General features: G+C 71.4%; 21 protein-coding genes. 14 read left to right on the forward strand and 7 right to left on the reverse strand.

Annotated features, from left to right (window positions below; translation table 11 throughout):
- The first annotated feature begins 95 nt into the window (after positions 1–95).
- Positions 96–488 (forward strand): sensor histidine kinase, encoded by a 393-nt coding sequence (locus AB0I38_RS14005; RefSeq protein ID WP_358466740.1) that lies wholly within the window; start codon positions 96–98, stop codon positions 486–488.
- Here the strand turns inward: AB0I38_RS14005 and map are convergent.
- Positions 475–1,323 carry a type I methionyl aminopeptidase gene (gene map / locus AB0I38_RS14010; RefSeq protein ID WP_358466742.1) on the reverse strand — a complete coding sequence of 283 codons (849 nt, stop codon included), beginning with the start codon at positions 1,321–1,323 and terminating at the stop codon, positions 475–477. The two genes, AB0I38_RS14005 and map, sit on opposite strands and share 14 nt — an antisense overlap.
- Before the next feature lie 23 nt (positions 1,324–1,346).
- On the opposite strand from map, the gene AB0I38_RS14015 reads away from it, so the two are divergent.
- The gene (locus AB0I38_RS14015) at positions 1,347–1,532 is read left to right on the forward strand and encodes a hypothetical protein (protein WP_358466744.1); all 186 of its coding nucleotides are present in this window, start codon (positions 1,347–1,349) and stop codon (positions 1,530–1,532) included.
- 25 nt (positions 1,533–1,557) lie between these two features.
- Here the strand turns inward: AB0I38_RS14015 and AB0I38_RS14020 are convergent, their stop codons facing one another.
- The gene (locus AB0I38_RS14020) at positions 1,558–1,809 is read right to left on the reverse strand and encodes a CBU_0592 family membrane protein (RefSeq protein ID WP_358466746.1); all 252 of its coding nucleotides are present in this window, start codon (positions 1,807–1,809) and stop codon (positions 1,558–1,560) included.
- 73 nt (positions 1,810–1,882) lie between these two features.
- Between AB0I38_RS14020 and AB0I38_RS14025 the strand changes: the two genes are divergently transcribed.
- Positions 1,883–2,824, forward strand: a complete 942-nt coding sequence (locus AB0I38_RS14025; protein WP_358466748.1) for a LysR family transcriptional regulator — start codon at positions 1,883–1,885, stop codon at positions 2,822–2,824.
- Positions 2,825–2,838: 14 nt separating this feature from the next.
- On the opposite strand, the gene AB0I38_RS14030 is transcribed toward AB0I38_RS14025, so the two are convergent.
- Positions 2,839–3,417, reverse strand: a complete 579-nt coding sequence (locus AB0I38_RS14030) for a hypothetical protein (protein WP_358466750.1) — start codon at positions 3,415–3,417, stop codon at positions 2,839–2,841.
- A 288-nt stretch (positions 3,418–3,705) separates the two neighbouring features.
- Between AB0I38_RS14030 and npdG the strand changes: the two genes are divergently transcribed.
- Both npdG and lgt read left to right on the forward strand, forming a co-directional pair.
- On the forward strand, positions 3,706–4,359 hold the full coding sequence (gene npdG, locus AB0I38_RS14035) for an NADPH-dependent F420 reductase (protein ID WP_358466752.1): 654 nt from the start codon (positions 3,706–3,708) through the stop codon (positions 4,357–4,359).
- Positions 4,360–4,450: 91 nt separating this feature from the next.
- Positions 4,451–5,311, forward strand: a complete 861-nt coding sequence (gene lgt, locus AB0I38_RS14040) for a prolipoprotein diacylglyceryl transferase (protein ID WP_358466754.1) — start codon at positions 4,451–4,453, stop codon at positions 5,309–5,311.
- A gap of 51 nt (positions 5,312–5,362) precedes the next feature.
- On the opposite strand, the gene AB0I38_RS14045 is transcribed toward lgt, so the two are convergent.
- Both AB0I38_RS14045 and AB0I38_RS14050 read right to left on the reverse strand, forming a co-directional pair.
- Positions 5,363–6,049, reverse strand: a complete 687-nt coding sequence (locus tag AB0I38_RS14045; protein WP_358466756.1) for an alpha/beta hydrolase — start codon at positions 6,047–6,049, stop codon at positions 5,363–5,365.
- A 40-nt stretch (positions 6,050–6,089) separates the two neighbouring features.
- Positions 6,090–6,275, reverse strand: a complete 186-nt coding sequence (locus AB0I38_RS14050; protein WP_358466758.1) for a hypothetical protein — start codon at positions 6,273–6,275, stop codon at positions 6,090–6,092.
- 59 nt (positions 6,276–6,334) lie between these two features.
- Between AB0I38_RS14050 and AB0I38_RS14055 the strand changes: the two genes are divergently transcribed.
- From AB0I38_RS14055 to AB0I38_RS14065, 3 genes are read left to right on the forward strand one after another with little or no spacing between them, the layout of a single operon-like run.
- Positions 6,335–7,507, forward strand: a complete 1,173-nt coding sequence (locus AB0I38_RS14055; RefSeq protein WP_358466760.1) for a trans-sulfuration enzyme family protein — start codon at positions 6,335–6,337, stop codon at positions 7,505–7,507.
- Between the two features lie 27 nt (positions 7,508–7,534).
- A complete protein-coding gene (locus AB0I38_RS14060; protein ID WP_358466762.1) occupies positions 7,535–7,831 on the forward strand; it encodes an ArsR/SmtB family transcription factor in 297 nt (98 codons plus the stop codon).
- Complete coding sequence (locus AB0I38_RS14065; RefSeq protein ID WP_358466764.1) at positions 7,831–8,835, forward strand: threonine/serine dehydratase; 1,005 nt, start codon at positions 7,831–7,833, stop codon at positions 8,833–8,835. The genes AB0I38_RS14060 and AB0I38_RS14065 overlap by 1 nt, the downstream gene beginning before the upstream one ends.
- Before the next feature lie 138 nt (positions 8,836–8,973).
- On the opposite strand, the gene panB is transcribed toward AB0I38_RS14065, so the two are convergent.
- Entirely contained in the window at positions 8,974–9,804 is an 831-nt protein-coding gene (gene panB, locus AB0I38_RS14070; protein WP_358466766.1) for a 3-methyl-2-oxobutanoate hydroxymethyltransferase, read from the reverse strand.
- Between the two features lie 133 nt (positions 9,805–9,937).
- Between panB and AB0I38_RS14075 the strand changes: the two genes are divergently transcribed.
- From AB0I38_RS14075 to AB0I38_RS14100, 6 genes are all read left to right on the forward strand, one after another.
- Positions 9,938–11,152, forward strand: a complete 1,215-nt coding sequence (locus AB0I38_RS14075) for an MFS transporter (protein ID WP_358466768.1) — start codon at positions 9,938–9,940, stop codon at positions 11,150–11,152.
- 93 nt (positions 11,153–11,245) lie between these two features.
- Positions 11,246–12,814 carry an MFS transporter gene (locus tag AB0I38_RS14080; RefSeq protein WP_358466769.1) on the forward strand — a complete coding sequence of 523 codons (1,569 nt, stop codon included), beginning with the start codon at positions 11,246–11,248 and terminating at the stop codon, positions 12,812–12,814.
- Positions 12,815–12,821: 7 nt separating this feature from the next.
- The gene (locus AB0I38_RS14085; protein ID WP_358466770.1) at positions 12,822–13,424 is read left to right on the forward strand and encodes a TetR/AcrR family transcriptional regulator; all 603 of its coding nucleotides are present in this window, start codon (positions 12,822–12,824) and stop codon (positions 13,422–13,424) included.
- Between the two features lie 124 nt (positions 13,425–13,548).
- Positions 13,549–15,651, forward strand: coding sequence for a right-handed parallel beta-helix repeat-containing protein (locus AB0I38_RS14090; protein ID WP_358466772.1), 2,103 nt, complete (start codon positions 13,549–13,551; stop codon positions 15,649–15,651).
- 92 nt (positions 15,652–15,743) lie between these two features.
- Complete coding sequence (locus AB0I38_RS14095) at positions 15,744–16,127, forward strand: hypothetical protein (protein ID WP_358466774.1); 384 nt, start codon at positions 15,744–15,746, stop codon at positions 16,125–16,127.
- Positions 16,124–17,356, forward strand: coding sequence for a hypothetical protein (locus AB0I38_RS14100; RefSeq protein WP_358466776.1), 1,233 nt, complete (start codon positions 16,124–16,126; stop codon positions 17,354–17,356). Before AB0I38_RS14095 ends, AB0I38_RS14100 begins: the two co-directional genes overlap by 4 nt.
- A 289-nt stretch (positions 17,357–17,645) precedes the next feature.
- Here the strand turns inward: AB0I38_RS14100 and AB0I38_RS14105 are convergent, their stop codons facing one another.
- Positions 17,646–17,864, reverse strand: coding sequence for a hypothetical protein (locus tag AB0I38_RS14105; RefSeq protein ID WP_358466778.1), 219 nt, complete (start codon positions 17,862–17,864; stop codon positions 17,646–17,648).
- Between the last annotated feature and the right edge of the window lie 4 nt (positions 17,865–17,868).

Genomic DNA, 17,868 nt, shown 5'->3' on the forward strand with positions numbered 1-17,868 from the left:
GGGGATCGCGCGCCGCGCGGACAAACGCGGGCTGCGGGGGGCCGGCGGTGCTCGGATGCTCAGGAAGGCGAGTTGAGTTGTCCAAAGAGACACGCATGCGTGGGGGACGAAGCCTGGCCGAGGCGCTCGAGACCGATCTGACGGAGTGGTCCGAGCGCACCGGCATCCGTGTGGAGACCTGGGCGTTGCCCGCCGCCGAGGTGCCGTCGCGCATCGCGCAGGCGGTGCTGAGCGCCATTCGTGAGGCGCTGGCCAATGTCGAGGCGCACAGCGGCGCCGAGATGGTGTCGATCGCGGTGACCGCCGGCGGGGGCGGGCTGCGCATGACGGTGAGCGATCACGGCGCCGGGTTCGACCCGGGCAGGGCCGCGGAGCGGGGCATCGCGCGGATGCGGGCCGCCTTCGCCGACGTGGGCGGCAGCCTGTCGGTCAACAGTGTGCCCGGCGAGGGCACCACCATCACCGGCGTGGTGCCTAGGGCAGGGTGAGGATCTCGCTGCCGGTCTCGGTCACCATGATCGTGTGCTCGAACTGCGCGGTGCGCTTGCGGTCCTTGGTGACCGCGGTCCACTTGTCGGGCCAGATGTCGTAGTCGATCGTGCCCAGCGTCAGCATCGGCTCGATGGTGAACGTCATGCCCGGCACCAGTTCCACCCGCAGCGACGGGTCGTCGTAGTGGGGCACCATCAGGCCGGAGTGGAACGTCGTGCCGATGCCGTGACCGGTGAAGTCGCGCACCACCCCGTAGCCGAACCTCTTGGCGTAGGCCTCGATGACCCGGCCCACCACATTGAGTTGCCGGCCCGGGGCCACCGCCTTGATCGCCCGCATCATGGCCTCGTGGGTGCGCTCGACCAGCAGCCGCGACTCCTCGTCGACCTCGCCCACCAGGAACGTGGCGTCGGTGTCACCGTGGACGCCACCGATGAACGCGGTGATGTCGACGTTGACGATGTCGCCCTCGCGCAGCACGGTGTCGTCGGGGATGCCGTGGCAGATCACCTCGTTGATCGAGGTGCACAGCGACTTGGGATAGCCCTTGTAGCCGAGCGTGCTCGGGTAGGCGCCGTGGCCGATGAGGAACTCGTGGCCGATGCGGTCGAGCTCGTCGGTGGTGACGCCCGGCTGGGCGTGCTTGCCGACCTCTTCGAGGGCCTGCGCGGCGATCCGGCCCGCCACGCGCATCAGCTCGATGGTCTCCGGGGTCTTGACGTCGGACTCACCGGTCTTGGGGCGCTTCTTGCCGACGTACTCCGGCCGCTCGATGTGGGCGGGAACCTTCCGGATGGGCGAAACTCGCCCTGGCTGGAGCAGTGTCGTCATGAAACACGAGTCTACGGGGCAGAATGAGCCTCGTGAGCGATGGCCAGTGGTGGTTCTGCCTCAAGCACATGCGGGTCGAGCCCGAAAAGGGCTGCCCCAACAAGGACCGGATGGGTCCCTACACGAGCGAGCAGGAGGCCGCCGGCGCGCTGCAGCGCGCCGCCGACCGCAACAAGGCATGGGATGAGGCCGACCAGGACGACGACTGACATCCGATCCGGGTCGGCTCGACGATCACCGGGCGGCGCCGATCCGGACGAGCTTGACCAGGGCGACCACGCCGATCGCGGCCCACACCAGGTTGAGGCCGGCCGACGGCCAGGCGTCGTTGTAGGCGCTGTTGACCATCAGGGTGACCGAGCCGACGAGGTTGATGACCTGGTACGTCATGCTGTCGCCGGACAGTCGCGAGGTCGAGATGAGGCCGTAGCCGAGCACGAGCAGGCCCGCGCCGAGCCAGCCGATGACATCGAGGAGGAGATCCATGCGGGCCATTGTCCGAATTCCCTGCTCTAAAGCGCAAATAAAGAAATCCGCATGAGGGCGTAAGCTCTCCTGTATGGAGATCGACCCCCGGCGATTACGGGTGCTGCACGAGGTAGCCCGGCGCGGCGGAGTGATGCGGGCCGCCGAAGCCCTCTACCTGACCCCCTCCGCCGTCTCGCAGCAGCTCGCCCAGCTTGAGCGCGAGGTCGGGCTGGCGCTCATCGACCGCTCCCAGCGCCGCGTCTCCCTCACCCCGGCCGGCCGGGTGCTCGCCGGCTACGCCGAACGGGTCGAGGACGAGCTGGCCGAGGCGCGTCGCGAGCTCACCTGCTTCACCGAACGGCTGGCGGGCCCGGTGCGGATCGCCGCCTTCCCCACGGTGATCAAGCACATGCTGGTGCCGGCCCTGCGCGACCTGGCCGCCCGCCATCCCCAGATCACCCCGATCATCCACGAGGTGTACGGTCCGCCCGCGCTGCAGGAGCTGAGACTCGGCGCCGTCGACGTGCTGATCACCGAGCAGGACATGAGCCTGCCCGTGCTCTCCCAGCCGTCGCTGGCCACCCACGCCTTCTACGTCGACGAGTACCGCATCGTGATGCCCCCGGACTGGCCCGACCTGCCGCGTTCGGTCGCCGACCTGGCGGAGGTGCCGTGGGTGGCCGGCGAGCCCGGCCAGGCGTGCGGGCAGGCGCTGGACCGCCTGGCCGGGCTGCACGGCTTCGAGCCGCGCAAGGTGCACGTCATCACGGAGTTCGGGCCCGCGCTGGCGCTGGTGGCGGCCGGGCACGGGGTGGCGATCGTGCCCGCGCTGGCCCTGCTCGACGTGCCCGAGGGCGAGGTGCGGGTCAGCGATCTGCGCGACGTGGGGTCGCGGCGGCTGGACGCCGTCACGCGGATCAGCCGCACCCGGTCGGGTCAGCCCGACCCCGTGCAGGCGGTCGTGATCAGCGCGATCGAGGACGCCACGGCGGCCCTCGACGCCACCCTGGTCGGTCACCTTCAGCCGCTCTGACCTCGTGGCCGGGGTCAGTCGTTGACGTGCGGGCCGCTGACCTTCTCCAGCAGGCGGGCCAGCCGCTCGCGCAGACCGGGACGCTGGGGCTGCTCCCCGGCGGCGGTGCTGACCAGGTGCTGCGCGCCGTCGAAGGAGACGGGCCCGCGCGCCGGCACGGCGATCGTGTCGTGGGCCAGCCCGGCCAGCTCGCCGTCGCCGCCCTCCAGCGCCAGGATCGTGGCCCCCGTACGGCGGGCGTCGTCGACGCGTTCGAGCAGCGGCACCGGCGCCTGGAGCTCGGTCACCACGAACAGCGTCTCGCCGCGCCCGGCCCGGTGGATGCGGTCGAGCCCGACCCGCAGGTGGGGGGGCGCGCCGGCGGGCGGAGCCCAGCGCACGAGCGTGGGGGTGAGCTGCGGCAGGCCCGACAGCCGAGCCTCGTCGTCGAGATGGGCGGTCAGGTGCCAGGGCTCCTCGTCGGGCGTGCCCACGAGCAGCAGGCCGCCCGGCGATCGGGTGGCCCGCAGCGCCAGGCCGAACTCCCGGGTGCGCTCGATCCACCCCGTCTCGGCGAGAAGGTCTCGGAGCAGGGCCACCGATCCAGGATCCATGCCCCCATCGTGCACGACGGGCCCCGGCCGCGCCGACCGGTTGGCGACGTCCGGCGGCTCGCGCCGCGTGGTGTCCTGACATTCGGTCTGCTTCGGTGTCATTCCGGGCCTTGACGCGGGGTGACCGCCGCCGCCGGCACCCACGGGCTCGGCGACCAGTGCGCGCCCTCGGTCAGCATGAGCCGGGTCCGGCGGGCCATCCCGGACCCTCCGGACCCTGCCCGAGCAGGTACGCCGGGTGGGGGTGGCCTGAAGGTGGCCTTGGGGTGGGATGGCATGATGCCGCCTATGACTGACGTGAACGGGCTTTCCATCGGCATCCTCGGCGGCACCGGCGACCAGGGGAAGGGGCTGGCGCGGCGGTTCGCGCTGGCGGGGCATCCGGTGCTGATCGGATCGCGCAGCGCCGGACGGGCTCAGGAGGCGGCCGACTCGATCGGGTACGCCGCGCGCGGAGCGGAGAACGCGACGGTCGCCACCGAGGCGGACGTCGTGATCGTGGCGGTGCCGTACGACGGGCACAAGGCGCTGCTGGAGTCGCTGCGCGCGGAGCTGGCCGGGAAGATCGTCATCGACTGCGTCAACCCGCTCGGGTTCGACAAGAAGGGCGCCTTCGCGCTGCCGGTCGAGGAGGGCAGCGCCGCTCAGCAGGCCGCCGCCGTGCTGCCGGACAGCCGGGTGGTGGCCGCGTTCCACCACGTGTCGGCCGTGGTGCTGATGGACCCCGCCGTGGACAAGGTGGACCTCGACGTGCTGGTCCTCGGCGACGACCGGGAGGCCACCGACCTGGTGCAGGCACTGGCCGCGGTCATCCCCGGGGTTCGGGGCGTCTACGGTGGCCGCCTGCGCAACGCCGCCCAGGTCGAGGCCCTGACGGCCAACCTCATCTCGATCAACCGCCGCTACAAGGCCCACGCCGGCATCCGCGTCACCGACATCTGAGCGGACGGTCACAGCCGCCCGGCGTGCCGCGTCAGGCACGATCAGGTCACGTACGCGGCCGAGTAAGCTCGCGTCCACTACCGTCACCGGCATGCCCCTCGCCTTGATTCCCAGCCCTTCCGAGGCGGTCTGGAATCTCGGATTCATCCCGATCCGGGCCTACGCCTTGTGCTTCATTCTCGGAATCGTCGTCGGCGTCTGGCTCAGCGAGCGCCGCTGGCGGGCCCGGGGCGGCGAGAAAGGCACGATCAGCGACATCGCGGTTCCCGGGGTGATCTTCGGCCTGATCGGCGCCCGCCTCTACCACGTCATCGTCGACTGGCAGACCTACTTCGGCCCTCGCGCGATCAAGGAGCCCTACCAGGCGCTGTTCATCTGGGAAGGCGGCCTCAGCATCTGGGGCGCGGTCGCTCTGGGAGGCGTGGGCGTGTGGCTGGCCTGCCGCCGCCGGGGACTGTCCCTCGGCGCCGTGGCCGACACGGTCGCACCCGGCATCGCGTTCGGGCAGGCGATCGCCCGCTGGGGCAACTGGTTCAACCAGGAGCTGTACGGCAGTCCGACCACGCTGCCGTGGGGCCTGGAGATCGACCAGGCGCACGGCGGCGAGCCGGGCGTGCTCTACCACCCGACGTTCCTGTACGAGTCGCTGTGGAACGTGGCGCTCGGCTTCGCGCTGATCCTGGCCGGCAGGTGGTTCACGCTGCGCCACGGCCGCCTGTTCGCCCTCTATGTCGCCGGCTACACGTTGGGGCGGTTCTGGATCGAGGGGCTGCGGATCGACCCGGTCGGCGGAGTGGACCACGCGGTGACGTTCCTCGGGCTACGGATCAACCAGTGGACCTCGATCGTGCTGTTCGTCGGCGCGCTGGTCTATCTCTGGATGACGCGTGACAAGGACACCGAAGAGATCGTGGTGCCGGCCTCGCACAAGCAGGACGCCGGCTCTTCCTGAGCCCGTCCGCCCGGCCATCTCGGGCTCAGCGCCGGGGCGGCAGTGCGGAACTCACGTCGTGCGCGACAGCTTCAGCAGCGCGTCGGCGACGCCCTCCGGATCGACGACCTGGTGCAGGTGCCGGCCGGGCGTGCGCAGCACGGGCCAGCCGCGCCGTGCCGCCTCTTCCGCCACCTTGTCGTACGGCGGGCCGTACCAGAGGCAGGCGCACCTGACCGTGTCCCATCCGGCGGGGACCGGGATGGGCTGCGTGTAGGTGGCGAGCGGCAGCCGGGGCTGCTCCTCGACGACCCGCGCCCGGGTCGCCGGGTCGGGCAGCAGGGCCGCGACGTCCTCCTCGCTCCACCAGTCGGTCCAGCGCGGCAGCACCCCGGACTCGCCGGCCAGCTCGCGCAGGAACGGCAGGATCGTCTCATCGGCGACCCGGACCAGCCCATCGGCCGGCGGCAGGTGCGCCTCGGCGAACAGGCACGACACCACCCGCTCGCCCAGCCCCTCGCGGACCACCGGCAGGAACAGCCCGGCGTTGCTGTGCCCGGCCAGCACGATCGGCGTCTCGGGCGTCGCCGCGCGCACCGCCTCCACCACCCGCGGCCAGTAGGGAGCCGCACCGCGGGCCACACCGGTCAGGTCGGGCACCACGGCCGCGTGCCCCCGGCGCTCCAGCGCGCGCGCCACCGGCGCCCACGTCGACGGGCCCACGGCCAGACTGTGCACGAGCACGAACGTCGCCTTCATGGCTCCAGCCTCGGGCAACCGCCCGGTCACCGGGGCGATGTCAGCTCTCGGCGGACGGCAGACGAGCGGCGTGTGCCGGGAGGCGGGCCGGCCGGGGCGGGGGCGGCGGCTCGCCGGGAGGCAGGATGCCGTCGTCGATCAGCGCCCGCAGGCGGGTGGTGAGCAGCAGGCAGAGCGGGCCGCGTCCGGACGCCCAGCGGCCGAGCAGGTCGACGACGTCGTCCACATTGGCCTCATCTATCGTGGAATCTGACGTTGGGGGCTTTAGGGGACATCATTGGCGTTATGAGGGAACTCCATCCGGAAACGCGCGCCGTCCACCTGCCACAGCCCCCTGTCGAGGGCAGCCGCCCGATCGCGGTGCCGATCTACCAGACGTCCGGATTCGTGTTCGACGACCCCGCCGTGATGGCGGACGCCATGGGCCGCCCCGACGGCCCGTTCGTCTACGGCCGATACACCAACCCCACCGTCCGCTCGCTGGAGACGGCGATCGCCGATCTCGAAGGCGGGGTCGCGGCCGTCGCCACCGGCTCCGGCATGGGCGCGATCAACGCCGTGCTGCTCGGCCTGCTCCAGCCGGGCGACCACATCGTCGCGCAGCAGGCCCTGTACGGCGGGACGGCCGCGATGATCAAGGAGCTGACCGGCAGGTTCGGCATCACGGTCGACTACGTGCCCGAGGACGATCCCGCGGCCCTGCGCGACGCCGTGCGGCCCGAGACGAGGCTCGTCTACCTGGAGACCATCGCCAACCCGGTCGCCCAGGTCGCCGACCTGCCGGGGATGTGCGCGATGGCGCGCGAGGCCGGGATCGTCTCGGTCGTGGACAACACGTTCGCCTCGCCCGTGCTCTGCCGGCCGATCGAGCACGGAGCGGACATCGTGCTGCACTCCACGACCAAGTATCTGTCCGGGCACACCGACGTGCTCGGCGGCATCGCCGTCTTCGCCGGCGACGAGCTGTACCGCAAGGTCTGGCACTTCGCGACCGAGCTGGGCGTCACGGCCGACCCGTTCGCGTCCTGGCTCACGCTGCGCGGCGTGCAGACCCTGGGGCTGCGGATGGAACGGCACTGCTCGAACGCCCGCCTGATCGCGACCCGGCTGTCCGAGCATCCCGCCGTGAGCGCGGTGCACTGGCCCGGCCTGCCGTCGCACCCGTCGTACGAGCTGGCCGGCAAGCTGCTGCCCGACTTCGGCGGCGTGTTCTCCTTCGACCTGGCCGGCGGCCGGGCGGCGGGGGAGAGGTTCATGGCCTCGGTACGGCTGGCGATGCTGGCCCCGTCGCTGGGCGGGGTCGAGACGCTCGTCCTGCACCCGGCGAGCACGTCCCACCGGTCCCTCAACGCCGAGGAACTGGCCAGGAACGGCATCGGCGAGGGCACCGTGCGCGTCGCCGTGGGCATCGAGCACCCTGAGGACCTCTGGGCCGACATCGAGCAGGCGTTGACATAGCACTTAGGCATTTAGGAAAATGCCTAAGTGCTATCCGAGCTGCGGGCGCTGGCCAGTGAGCCGCGGCTGCTGATCCTCCACTGGCTCAAGGACCCGGTCGCCCACTTCCCGCCACAGAACGACGGCGACCTGGTCGAGGACGGGGTCTGCGCCCTGTTCATCGCCGCCAGGCTGGGCATGACGCAGCCGAGCGCCACCGGTCACCTCAAGATCCTGGAACGCGCCGGGCTCATCCACGGCAAACGGGTCAAACAGTGGGTGTTCTACCGGCGCGACGAGGCGCGGATAGCCGAACTCAAACGGGCGATCGAGGGGGAGCTGTGATGTCGGTGACGTACGAGGACGTGGTGGGGGCGGCCCGGCGGATCGCCGGTCACGTGCTGCGCACGCCGGTGCTCGAGATCTCGCCGGGCGTGTTCCTCAAGCTGGAGCAACTCCAGCACTCCGGATCGTTCAAGGTGCGCGGGGCGTTCAACCGGATCCTGTCCGCCGGCCGGCTGCCGCCGAGCGGCGTGATCGCGGCCAGCGGCGGCAACCACGGGCTCGCCGTCGCTCACGCCGCCCGCGCGCTCGGCGTCCGGGCCGAGATCTTCGTGCCCGACGTGACGAGCCCGGTGAAGATCGCCGGGCTGCGCGCCCTGGGCGCCGAGATCACCCAGGGCGGGGCCATCTACTCGGCCGCCGCCGAGGCCGCCGCCAAGCGCGCCGCCGAGACGGGGGCGCTGGAGGTGCACGCCTACGACCAGCCCGAGGTGATCGCCGGGCAGGGCACGACCGGGCTGGAGCTGGTGGAGCAGACGGGCGGGGTGGACACCGTCCTGGTGGCCGTGGGCGGCGGCGGCTTCATCGCCGGCATCGCCCTCGGCGTCAGCGGCGCCACCCGCGCGTCCCTCGCCGATCACGGCTCGGGCGGGACCCTCGGCGACCGTGACACCGGCGCAGGCGCCGCCCTCGCGGATCGCGGAACGGCGACGCGGGTGGTGGCCGTCGAGCCGGTGCTGATCCCGACCCTGCACGACGCGCTGGAGGCGGGGCGGCCGGTGCCCGTCTCGGTCAGCGGGGTGGCGGCCGACGCCCTCGGCGCCACCCAGCTGGGCGGGCTGGCCTTCGAGGTCTGCTCCCGGGCGGGGGTGAGCAGCGTGCTCGTGCCCGACGAGGCGATCGTGGCGGCCCGCCGTACGCTCTGGGACCGGCACCGCGTGGTGGCCGAGCACGCGGGCGCGACCGCCTACGCCGCGCTGCTGTCGGGCGCGTACACCCCCGCTCCCGGAGAGCGGGTCGCGGTCATGGTGTGCGGGTCCAACACCGACCCGGCCACCCTGGCCTGACCGGTCGCGCACGCTTCGTGGGGCCCGCGACCGGCCGGGATCACACCTCCGGGATCACACCTCCGGGATCACACCTCCGGGATCACTCGTAAGAGGTCCGCTCGTAGGAGGTTGCTCGCAGGGGGCGCTCGCAGGAGGTCACTCGTAGGAGTGCTCCGGAGCGGGGAAGGCGCCGGAGCCGACGTCGGCGGCGAAGGCGCGGGCGGCCCGGTCCAGCTCCTCGCCCAGCGCCGAGTAGCGCTTGACGAACCTCGCCGGGCGCGGGGTCAGGCCCATGAGGTCCTGCCAGACCAGCACCTGCGCGTCGGTGCCGGGACCGGCGCCGATGCCGACGGTGGGGATCGACAGGGACGCCGTGACCCGTTCGGCCAGGTCGGCGGGCACGCATTCCAGCACCACCGCGAACGCCCCGGCCCGCTCCAGGTCCTTGGCGTCCTTCATGAGCTCGTCGCCCGACTCGCCGCGGCCCTGGACCCGGTAGCCGCCGAGGGTGTTGACCGACTGCGGGGTCAGGCCGAGGTGCGCCATGACCGGCACTCCCGCCGCGACCAGCGCCTCGACCTGGGGCACCACGCGGCGGCCACCCTCCAGCTTGATCGCGTGTGCGCCCGCCTCCTTCATGAAACGGGCGGCCGTCTCCAGGGCCTGCGCCGGTGACGACTGGTAGGAGCCGAACGGGAGGTCGGCCACCACGAGGGCGCGCGAGGAACCCCGCACCACGGCCGCCGTGAGCGGGAGCAGGTCGTCGACGGTGACGGGCACCGTCGACTCGTAGCCGTAGACGACCATCGCGGCGGAGTCGCCGACCAGCAGGACGGGGATGCCCGCCTGGTCGAACACACGGGCCGTCATCGCGTCGTACGCCGTCAGCATGGGCCATCTCTCGCCGCGTGCCTTGGCCGCCGCGATGTCGCGCACGGTGAGCCTGCGGCCGCCGGCGCCGCCGTACAGCGTGGTGGAAGAGGACATGGGTGGACCCTCCAGGAAGGTCTCGAGGCGCCCCTGTGGCGTCCCCGGACCCCTCCGATGATGCCACCCGCGAAACCGATGGCGAAACTGTCGGCGCCCCTTGCCAGAATAGGCGAGGAGGTAAGCAACCATCATGGCAATCGAGCCTTACCGGCGCCTGTTCCGGCTGCCCGGCGTCCGGACCCTGCTCCTGGTGGGCCTGTTCGCGCGGGTCCCGACCACCGCGACGGCGATGGCGCTGACGTTGCACGTCGCCCACGGCATGGAGCTCGGCTTCGGCCGCGCCGGGCTGGTCACCATGGCCAGCACGATCGGCATGGCCGTCGGCTCGCCGCTGTCGGGGAGGTTCGTCGACCGGCACGGGCTGCGGCCGGTGCTGATCGTGACCACCGGGGCGCAGGCGGCGTTCTGGTCCTGCGCCTGGGCGCTGCCGTTCCCGGCGCTGGTCGGCGCGGCGGCGGTCGCCGGGCTGCTGGCGCTGCCGGTGGTCAGCGTGATCCGGCAGTGCCTGGCCGCCCTGGTGCCGCCGGAGCAGCGCCGGATGGGCTTCTCGCTCGACTCGATGCTGGTCGAGATCTCGTACATGACCGGCCCGGCGCTGGCCGTGGCCGGGGTGACCATGCTGGGCGGCGGGCCGACGATGGTGATCATCGCGGTCGGCCTGACCGGCTCCGGCCTGGCGCTGATCCTGCTCGACCCGCCGACCCGCTCGGCCGAGGAGCTCGACGAGCCCGAGGCGCGGGTGCCACGACGGCAGTGGCTCACGCCGGGCATGATCGCGCTGCTCGGCACCGTGGTCGCGGCCATGTTCGTGCTCATGGCGAGTGAGCTGGCCCTGGTCGGCACCATGGAGCACGCCGGGCAGACCGCGTGGATCGGGCTCGCCGTCGCCATCTGGTGCCTCTACTCCCTGCTCGGCGGCTTCGTCTACGGCGGGCTGAGCCGAGGGTTCTCGCCCCTGCTGATCATCGGGCTCATGGGCGCGCTGACCGTGCCCGTGGGGCTGGCGGGTGGCGACTGGCGATGGCTGGTCCTCGCCCTGCTGCCGGCCGGGCTGCTCTGCGCCCCCGCGCTGTCCTCCACGGTCGAGACGGTCAGCCGCTGGGCGCCCTCGGGTGCCCGGGGTGAGGCGATGGGCCTGCACGGCACCGCCCTGCTGATCGGCGGCGGGGCCTCCGCGCCCATCGCCGGGGCGATCATCGACTCGTACGGCCCCGCCTGGGCGTTCGTCATGGCCGGGCTGGTGGGGGTGGCCATGGTGGCGCTCGCGCTGCCGTTCTGGCGGCGGCGCCCGATAGTGGCCGGGGCCGTCATGGAGTCGAGCCTGGAGCCCGTCGAGGCGCGCTGACCCCTTATTTCGAAACGACACCGTTGCGTATCGAAATCTATTACGATACGGTCTTGTTGCGAAACTGACCCGTATCGAAATTAAGGTGTTCTCATGGACGCGACGCAGGAACGGCAGGCCCAGGGCCATCCACGGAGATGGGCGATTCTCGGCGTGCTGGTGTTCAGCCTGCTGGCGGTCGTGCTCGACAACACGATCCTCAACGTGGCGATGAAGACCATCGCCGACCCGGTCGAAGGCCTGGGCGCGACGCAGAGCGAGCTGGAATGGGCGATCAACTCCTACACGCTGGTGTTCGCCGGACTGCTCTTCACCTTCGGGGTGATCGGCGACCGCACGGGCCGCAAGCGGATGCTCTTCATCGGCATGGCGTTGTTCGGACTGGCCTCGCTGATCAGCGCCTACGCCCAGGATCCGACGCAGCTGATCCTGGCCAGGGCGGCGATGGGCATCGGCGGCGCCGCCATCATGCCGGCCACGCTGGCCATCATCTCCAACATCTTCCCGCCCGGCGAGCGAGGCAAGGCGATCGGCGTCTGGGCCGGTGGCGTGGGCCTGGCGGTCGCGATCGGGCCCATCACGGGCGGGTTGCTGATCGAGCGCTTCTGGTGGGGCTCGATCTTCCTGGTCAACGTGCCGATCGTGGTGGTCAGCATGATCCTCATCGCCAGGGTGGTGCCCGAGTCACGTGACCCCAAGCCGTCCAAGCTCGACCCGGTCGGCGTGCTGCTCTCCATCGTCGGCCTGGTCGCCGTGGTCTACGGCATCATCCGCGGCGGCGAGCTGGCCACCGTGACCAGCCCCGAGGTCTACGGTCCGGCGTTGTTCGGGGTGGCGGTGCTGGCGGTGTTCGTCTGGTGGGAGCGGCGCAGCGACCATCCGGCCTTCGACGTGCGCAACTTCACCAACCCGAGGTTCAGCACGGCCATCGGCATGGTCGGCATCGTGTTCTTCGCGATGATGGGCGGGATGTTCTTCCTCACCTTCTACCTGCAGATCGTGCTCGACTACAGCCCGCTCCAGGCGGGAGCGCTGATGATCCCGTTCGCGGCGGCGCAGCTCATCTTCGCGCCGCTCAGCCAGCGGGTGAACGAGCGGTTCGGGGCCAAGCTGGCCGCCACGGTGAGCATGATCGTGATCACTTTGGCTCTGGCCAGCTACGCGTTCCTCGACCAGCACACGCCGATCCTCCTGATCGAGATCATCTTCTTCGTCCAGGGCGCCGCGATGGCCAACATCATGCCGCCCGCCACCACCGCGATCATGGAGTCGCTCCCCAGGGAGAAGGCTGGCGTCGGCTCGGCCATGAGCAACACCGTGCGCCAGGTCGCGGGCGCGCTCGGCGTGGCCGTGCTCGGCTCGGTCCTGTCCTCCAGCTACCGGAGCGAGATCGCGCCCGCCCTGTCCGCGCTGCCGCCCGGCGCCCGGCACGCCGCCGGAGAGTCGATCATGGCTACGGCGAGTGTCGCCGAGGGCCTGGGCGCGCAGGGGCAGGCCCTGATGAAGCCCGCCTTCGCCGCGTTCATCGGCGGCATGCACGTCACGGCCCTGGTGTCGGCCGCGTTCACGCTGCTCGGCGTCGCCGTGGTGGCGAAGTGGATGCCGGGCAAGGTCCGTCCGGTCCGGCAGGCGCGAACGAAGGAGAAAGCGGCGGTAGGGTGAGCCCCCGATGACGATTCAGGAACCGGCGACGGCCCGTCCGGCGGGCCGCCCGCGCAGCGAGAAGGCCGAAAAGGCGATCATCGAGGCCACCCTCGATCTGATCGGCGAGGGCACGGGCATCGCGGAGCTGTCCATCGAGGCGATCGCGTCCCGGGCCGGCGTCGGCAAGACGACCATCTACCGGCGCTGGTCCAACAAGGAGGACCTGGTGGTCGACGCGCTCGCCACGCTCCAGGCCCCGCTGCCGCGGCTCGCCGGGGTCTCGGTGCGCGACGACCTGATCACCCTGCTCGACTCGATGCGCAGTGAGGCGGGCCAGAGCCGCACCCGATGCGTGATGAACATCGCCATCAGCGAGTCCGACCGCTACCCGCGGCTGATGGAGCGGTTCTTCAACGTCGCGGTCGAGCCCCGCAGGCAGGCGATGCGCGACGTGATCCGGCGCGGCATCGCCTCCGGTGAGCTGAGGTCCGACATCGAGGTGGAGATGAGCATGGCCATCCTGTCGGGGGCGATGATCTGGCACACCAAGTGGGGCCCCGCCAACGGCCTGCCCGCCGATCTCGCCGAGCGGATCGTCGACCACCTGCTGCCCGGCCTGGCCGCCTGAGCGCCCGCTTCGCCGCCGCTCGGCCGCCCATTCCGGCGGGGTTCGTCGCGATCTTGTGAAGATCCGTGGAGGGGGCCGTCAGGGGCCTAGGCAAGAACATGAGCTTTGTTCTAATCTCGCGCCCATGCCCTCCTTACGCAGGATCGCGATCGTCGTCGCCCTGGTATTCGGCCAGCTGCTGGCCGCCGGCGCGGCGCTGGCGCACGAGGAACGACCGGTCACGCTGCCGGACGGCACGGGCAGCGTGCCGGTCCTGCGCACCTCCGAGCCCGACCTGTTGGTGTGCAAGACCGACAAGGCCGACTTCGATCGGCGGATCGCCGGTTTCCCCGCCGACCTCCAGGAGCGCAACCGCACCCTCTTCGAGCGGTGCCGGCGCGACGGCTTCCGGCACCTCCAGGAAGCCGTCGACCAGGTGAACAAGCCCGGGATGACGATCGCGATCCTGCCCGGCCTCTACAGCGAGGAGCCCAGCCGGCCCGCCCCCACCGGCGACTGCGCCAACCTCCAGGCTCGCTGGTCCGACTGGGGCTACCAGATCCTCAGCTTCGAACAACAGCAGCAGTGCCCCCACAACCAGAACCTGGTGGCCATCCTCGGCAAGCGCGACCTGCAGATCGAGGGCACCGGCGCGAACCCGCTGGACGTGGTCATCGACGCCGAATACCACAAGCTCAACGCCATCCGGGCGGACCGTACGAACGGCATCTACTTCCGCAACTTCACCGCCCAGCGCACCACCTTCAACTCCCTGTACGTCCTGGAGACCGACGGCTTCGTCATCGACCAGGTCCTCACCCGATGGAACGACGAGTACGGCTTCCTGACCTTCGCCAGCGACCACGGCCTCTACACCGACTGCGAGTCGTACGGGAACGGCGACGGCGGCCTTTACCCCGGCAGCGCGTCCAACATCAACGACGGCCGCGGCCACGACGTCCCCCGCTACGCCATCGAGATCCGCCGCTGCAAGAGCCACCACAACGCGCTCGGCTACTCCGGCACCGCCGGCGACTCGATGTGGGTGCACGACAACGAGTTCTACGACAACTCGGTCGGCGCCACCATGGACAGCCTCTGGCCCGACCACCCAGGACTGCCGCAGAACCACGCCAAGTTCGAGAACAACAAGATCTACGACAACAACGTGGACTACTACCGGTACATCCGCGATGGCACGTGCGCCAAGCCCCCGGCCCAGCGCGGCTATGAGAAGGGCGTGGTCTGCCCGCAGGTGGGCGTTCCGACGGGCACCGGGGTGCTCGTCGCGGGCGGCAACTACAACGTGTTCAAGGACAACCAGGTGTGGGGGCACCGGCGCGCGGCGTTCCAGCTGTTCGGTGTGCCGGCGTTCGTCCGCGGCGAGACAGAGCTGGCCAAGCAGGCCGACACGTCCAACTTCAACCGCTTCGAGGGCAACGTCTTCGGCGTCAGCCCGACAGGGGAGCGGCGGCCCAACGGTCTCGACGTGTCGTGGGACGGCCAGGGCACCGGCAACTGCTGGCAGGGCGACACGGGCGGGTCCACCCCCGCCGCGCTCCCGGTGTGCGCGGCACAGGCGCCGGCCCTGTCCGGCGGGTCCAGCCGCTGGGTGGCCGAGCCGGTCAAGGTCGTCAAGCTGTACCTGTGCGCCGACTACAGCGCCTCGGAGGCCCGGCTGCCGGCCGGTTGCGACTGGTTCGGGGCGTCCGGGATCGGCAAGCTGGAGACCCAGCTCGCGCTCGGCGGTTCGCTCGTGCTCGCGCTGCTGGCCGTCCTGTTCTGCGTCCGGTCAGGCCGCCTGGCCCGGCGCCATGCCGGTAACCCCACGGGCAATGGCGTGTCCCCGAAGACGGGCGAGATCTCCGGGCGCGCGTACCGGCTCGTCGTGGCCGGCGCCGTCGCCGGGCTGGTCGGCCTGGCGCTCGACGTGGTCGCGGCCGCGGCCGAGAGCACGCTGCTCGCGGCCGTGGCGCTGCTGCTCATGGCCGCCTGGTGGATCTGCCTGGGGGCCGGGCTGCGCGCGGGGCGGCCGGTGTTCGGCTGGTTCACCATCGTCCTCGGCGGGCTGGCCGTGGCCGACGCCTATGACCGGATGTTGCAGTTGATCCCGCTGATTCCGCTGGGGCCGGGCTGGATCCGGGGCCTGCTCACCGGTGTGTGGGTGCTGTGCGCCGTCGTCGTCCTCGCCCCGCGCCGCCGCCCGGCCGCCGAACCGGCCCCGGCCGAAGCCGAGGTCCCCGCGTGACCGTTCGAGCCGGGACGTCCGTCGCGCGTGTGGCCCGCGTGATCGCTCAGGCCGGGGCGTCCGCGGCGCGCCGGCGGGGCCGGAGCGCTCGCGTGACAGGAGCGGTCGCCGTGGCGGCGCTCCTGGTGGCGGGGTGCGGGCCGATGTCGCAGACCCACCGCGACCCCGGCAACAGCCACGAGGTGGCCACGTCGGCGCCCGCTCCCGCGCCCGGCGAGGCGCACGCGGAGATCCGCGTCCAGGGCGGCCGGGTGAGTCCGCCGTCCGGCTGGCTGGAGGTCCGGCGTGGCCAGCCCGTCCGCATCACCGTGACCAGCGACGTCGCCGACGAACTGCACGTGCACGGCTACGACGTCGAGGCCGAGCTGCCGCCGGGCGTGCCGGTCACCGTGAGCTTCCCCGCGGACCTGACCGGGGTCTTCGAGGTGGAGACCCACGAGAGCAAGCTGGTCCTGACCCAGCTGGCAGTGCGGTGACCGGCTTGCTGGACGGGGTGCTGGCGCACGGGGTCGGCGCGCGGAGCGATCTGCCGATCCCGGCGTTCTACGCCTACGCGGGGGCGTTCGCGGCGCTCGTCGTGTCGTTCCTGGCGCTCGGCCTGCTCTGGGCCGACTCCCGGTTCAGCGGTGACCGGGCGGGGCGCGTGGTGGCGCTCCGCCTGCCCGCCCGGCCGCCGCGCGTGCTGACCCTGCTGGCCGTCGTCTACACCGCAGGGCTGCTGCTGTTCGGCCCCGAAACGGACAACCCGGCTCCATACCTGGTGTACGTGCTGTTCTGGGTCGGGCTGGTGCCGGCGTCGCTGCTGTTCGGGCCGGTGTGGCGGACGCTGAACCCGTTCCGCCTGCTGCCCGACCGGCCGCGCCGTGCCCTGCCGGCGCGGCTCGGCTACTGGCCCGCCGCCGCGGGACTGCTGGCCTTCACCTGGATGGAGCTCGTCGCCCCCGAACCCGCCGCGCCCCTCACCCTCCTGATCTTCTTCATCCTGTACGCCGCCACGCAGCTGACCGGCACCCTCGTGTACGGCCACGCCTGGCTGGAGCGCGGCGACCCGTTCGAGGCGTACTCGACGCTGATCGGCCACCTGTCACCGCTGGGCAGGCGGGCCGACGGCAGGCGCGTGCTGCGCAACCCGTTCGACGGCCTGGACGCCATCGAGCCCGCGCCCGGCCTGGTGGCCACGGTCTGCGTGCTGCTCGGCAGCACCGGTTACGACGGTTTCTCCACGGCCCCGGCCTGGGTGGACGCGCTCCAGTCAGGCCCGCTCGGCCGTGCGGGGCTCGGCACGCTGGGCCTGCTGGCGGCCATCGCCGGCGTGGCAGCACTCTACGCCGCCTGCCTGGGGGTGGCCGGGCTGATCGGCGGCGCCCGGGGCCTCGCGCCGAGGTTCGCCCACTCGCTGATCCCGATCGCGATCGGCTACCTGATCGCCCACTACTTCTCGCTGCTGGTCATCGAGGGTCAGCGCGCGGTCATCCTCACCCTGGGCCTCGACGCCGAGGTCGCCCAGGACGTCGTCAGCCCCGGGACGATCGCCACCGTGCAGGTGCTGGCCATCGTGGCCGGGCACGTGGCCGGGGTGGTGGCGGCCCACGACCGCTCGGTCCGCCTGCTGCCCCCTGCCAGGGCAGTGGCGGGCCAGATCCCGCTCTTCGTCCTGATGATCTGCTACACCCTCGGCGGCCTCACACTCCTCTTCGCCGCCTGACCGGACCGGTCATCCCCGTCTCCAAGACACGCGGCTGGGGAACCTGCGGTTACCCCGACCGTAGAACAGAGAGGGGGACGGGGCGCTGCTCCGATTCCGTGCCGCGAACGTACGGTCACTACGCGACGAACAGGAGCCGTCCTTCGTCGCCTCCGAGCATGAGCTGCACCATAAGGCGGTAACGGGACTGAGGTCTCATGCACGTCGTTTTCGTCGTCGCGCTGGACGGCGCCCTTCCAGCCGGATGTGACCACGCTGTGTCATGACCACGTGCGTGCTCAGGCGTTCGTCACACGGGGTCACATCGAACCTCGGCCAGTACGGCCGGCAGCGGGCGACCGTCGCGAAGCTCGAAGTATCGAAGGGCGACGTGGCGAGCAGTGGTGACAGGAGGGTCGGTGCCGTGCACGGCGTACAACCGTCTTCTCGTCTTCTCCGACGTCCGCCCGGTCCACCACCGGTAACAGCGCCCGTTCGTCCAGACGACGAGATCCAGCCAGACCGACACGAGC

It is taken from the genome of Nonomuraea cavernae (genome assembly GCF_040655715.1).
Taxonomy (GTDB): Bacteria; Actinomycetota; Actinomycetes; order Streptosporangiales; family Streptosporangiaceae; genus Nonomuraea; species Nonomuraea cavernae_A.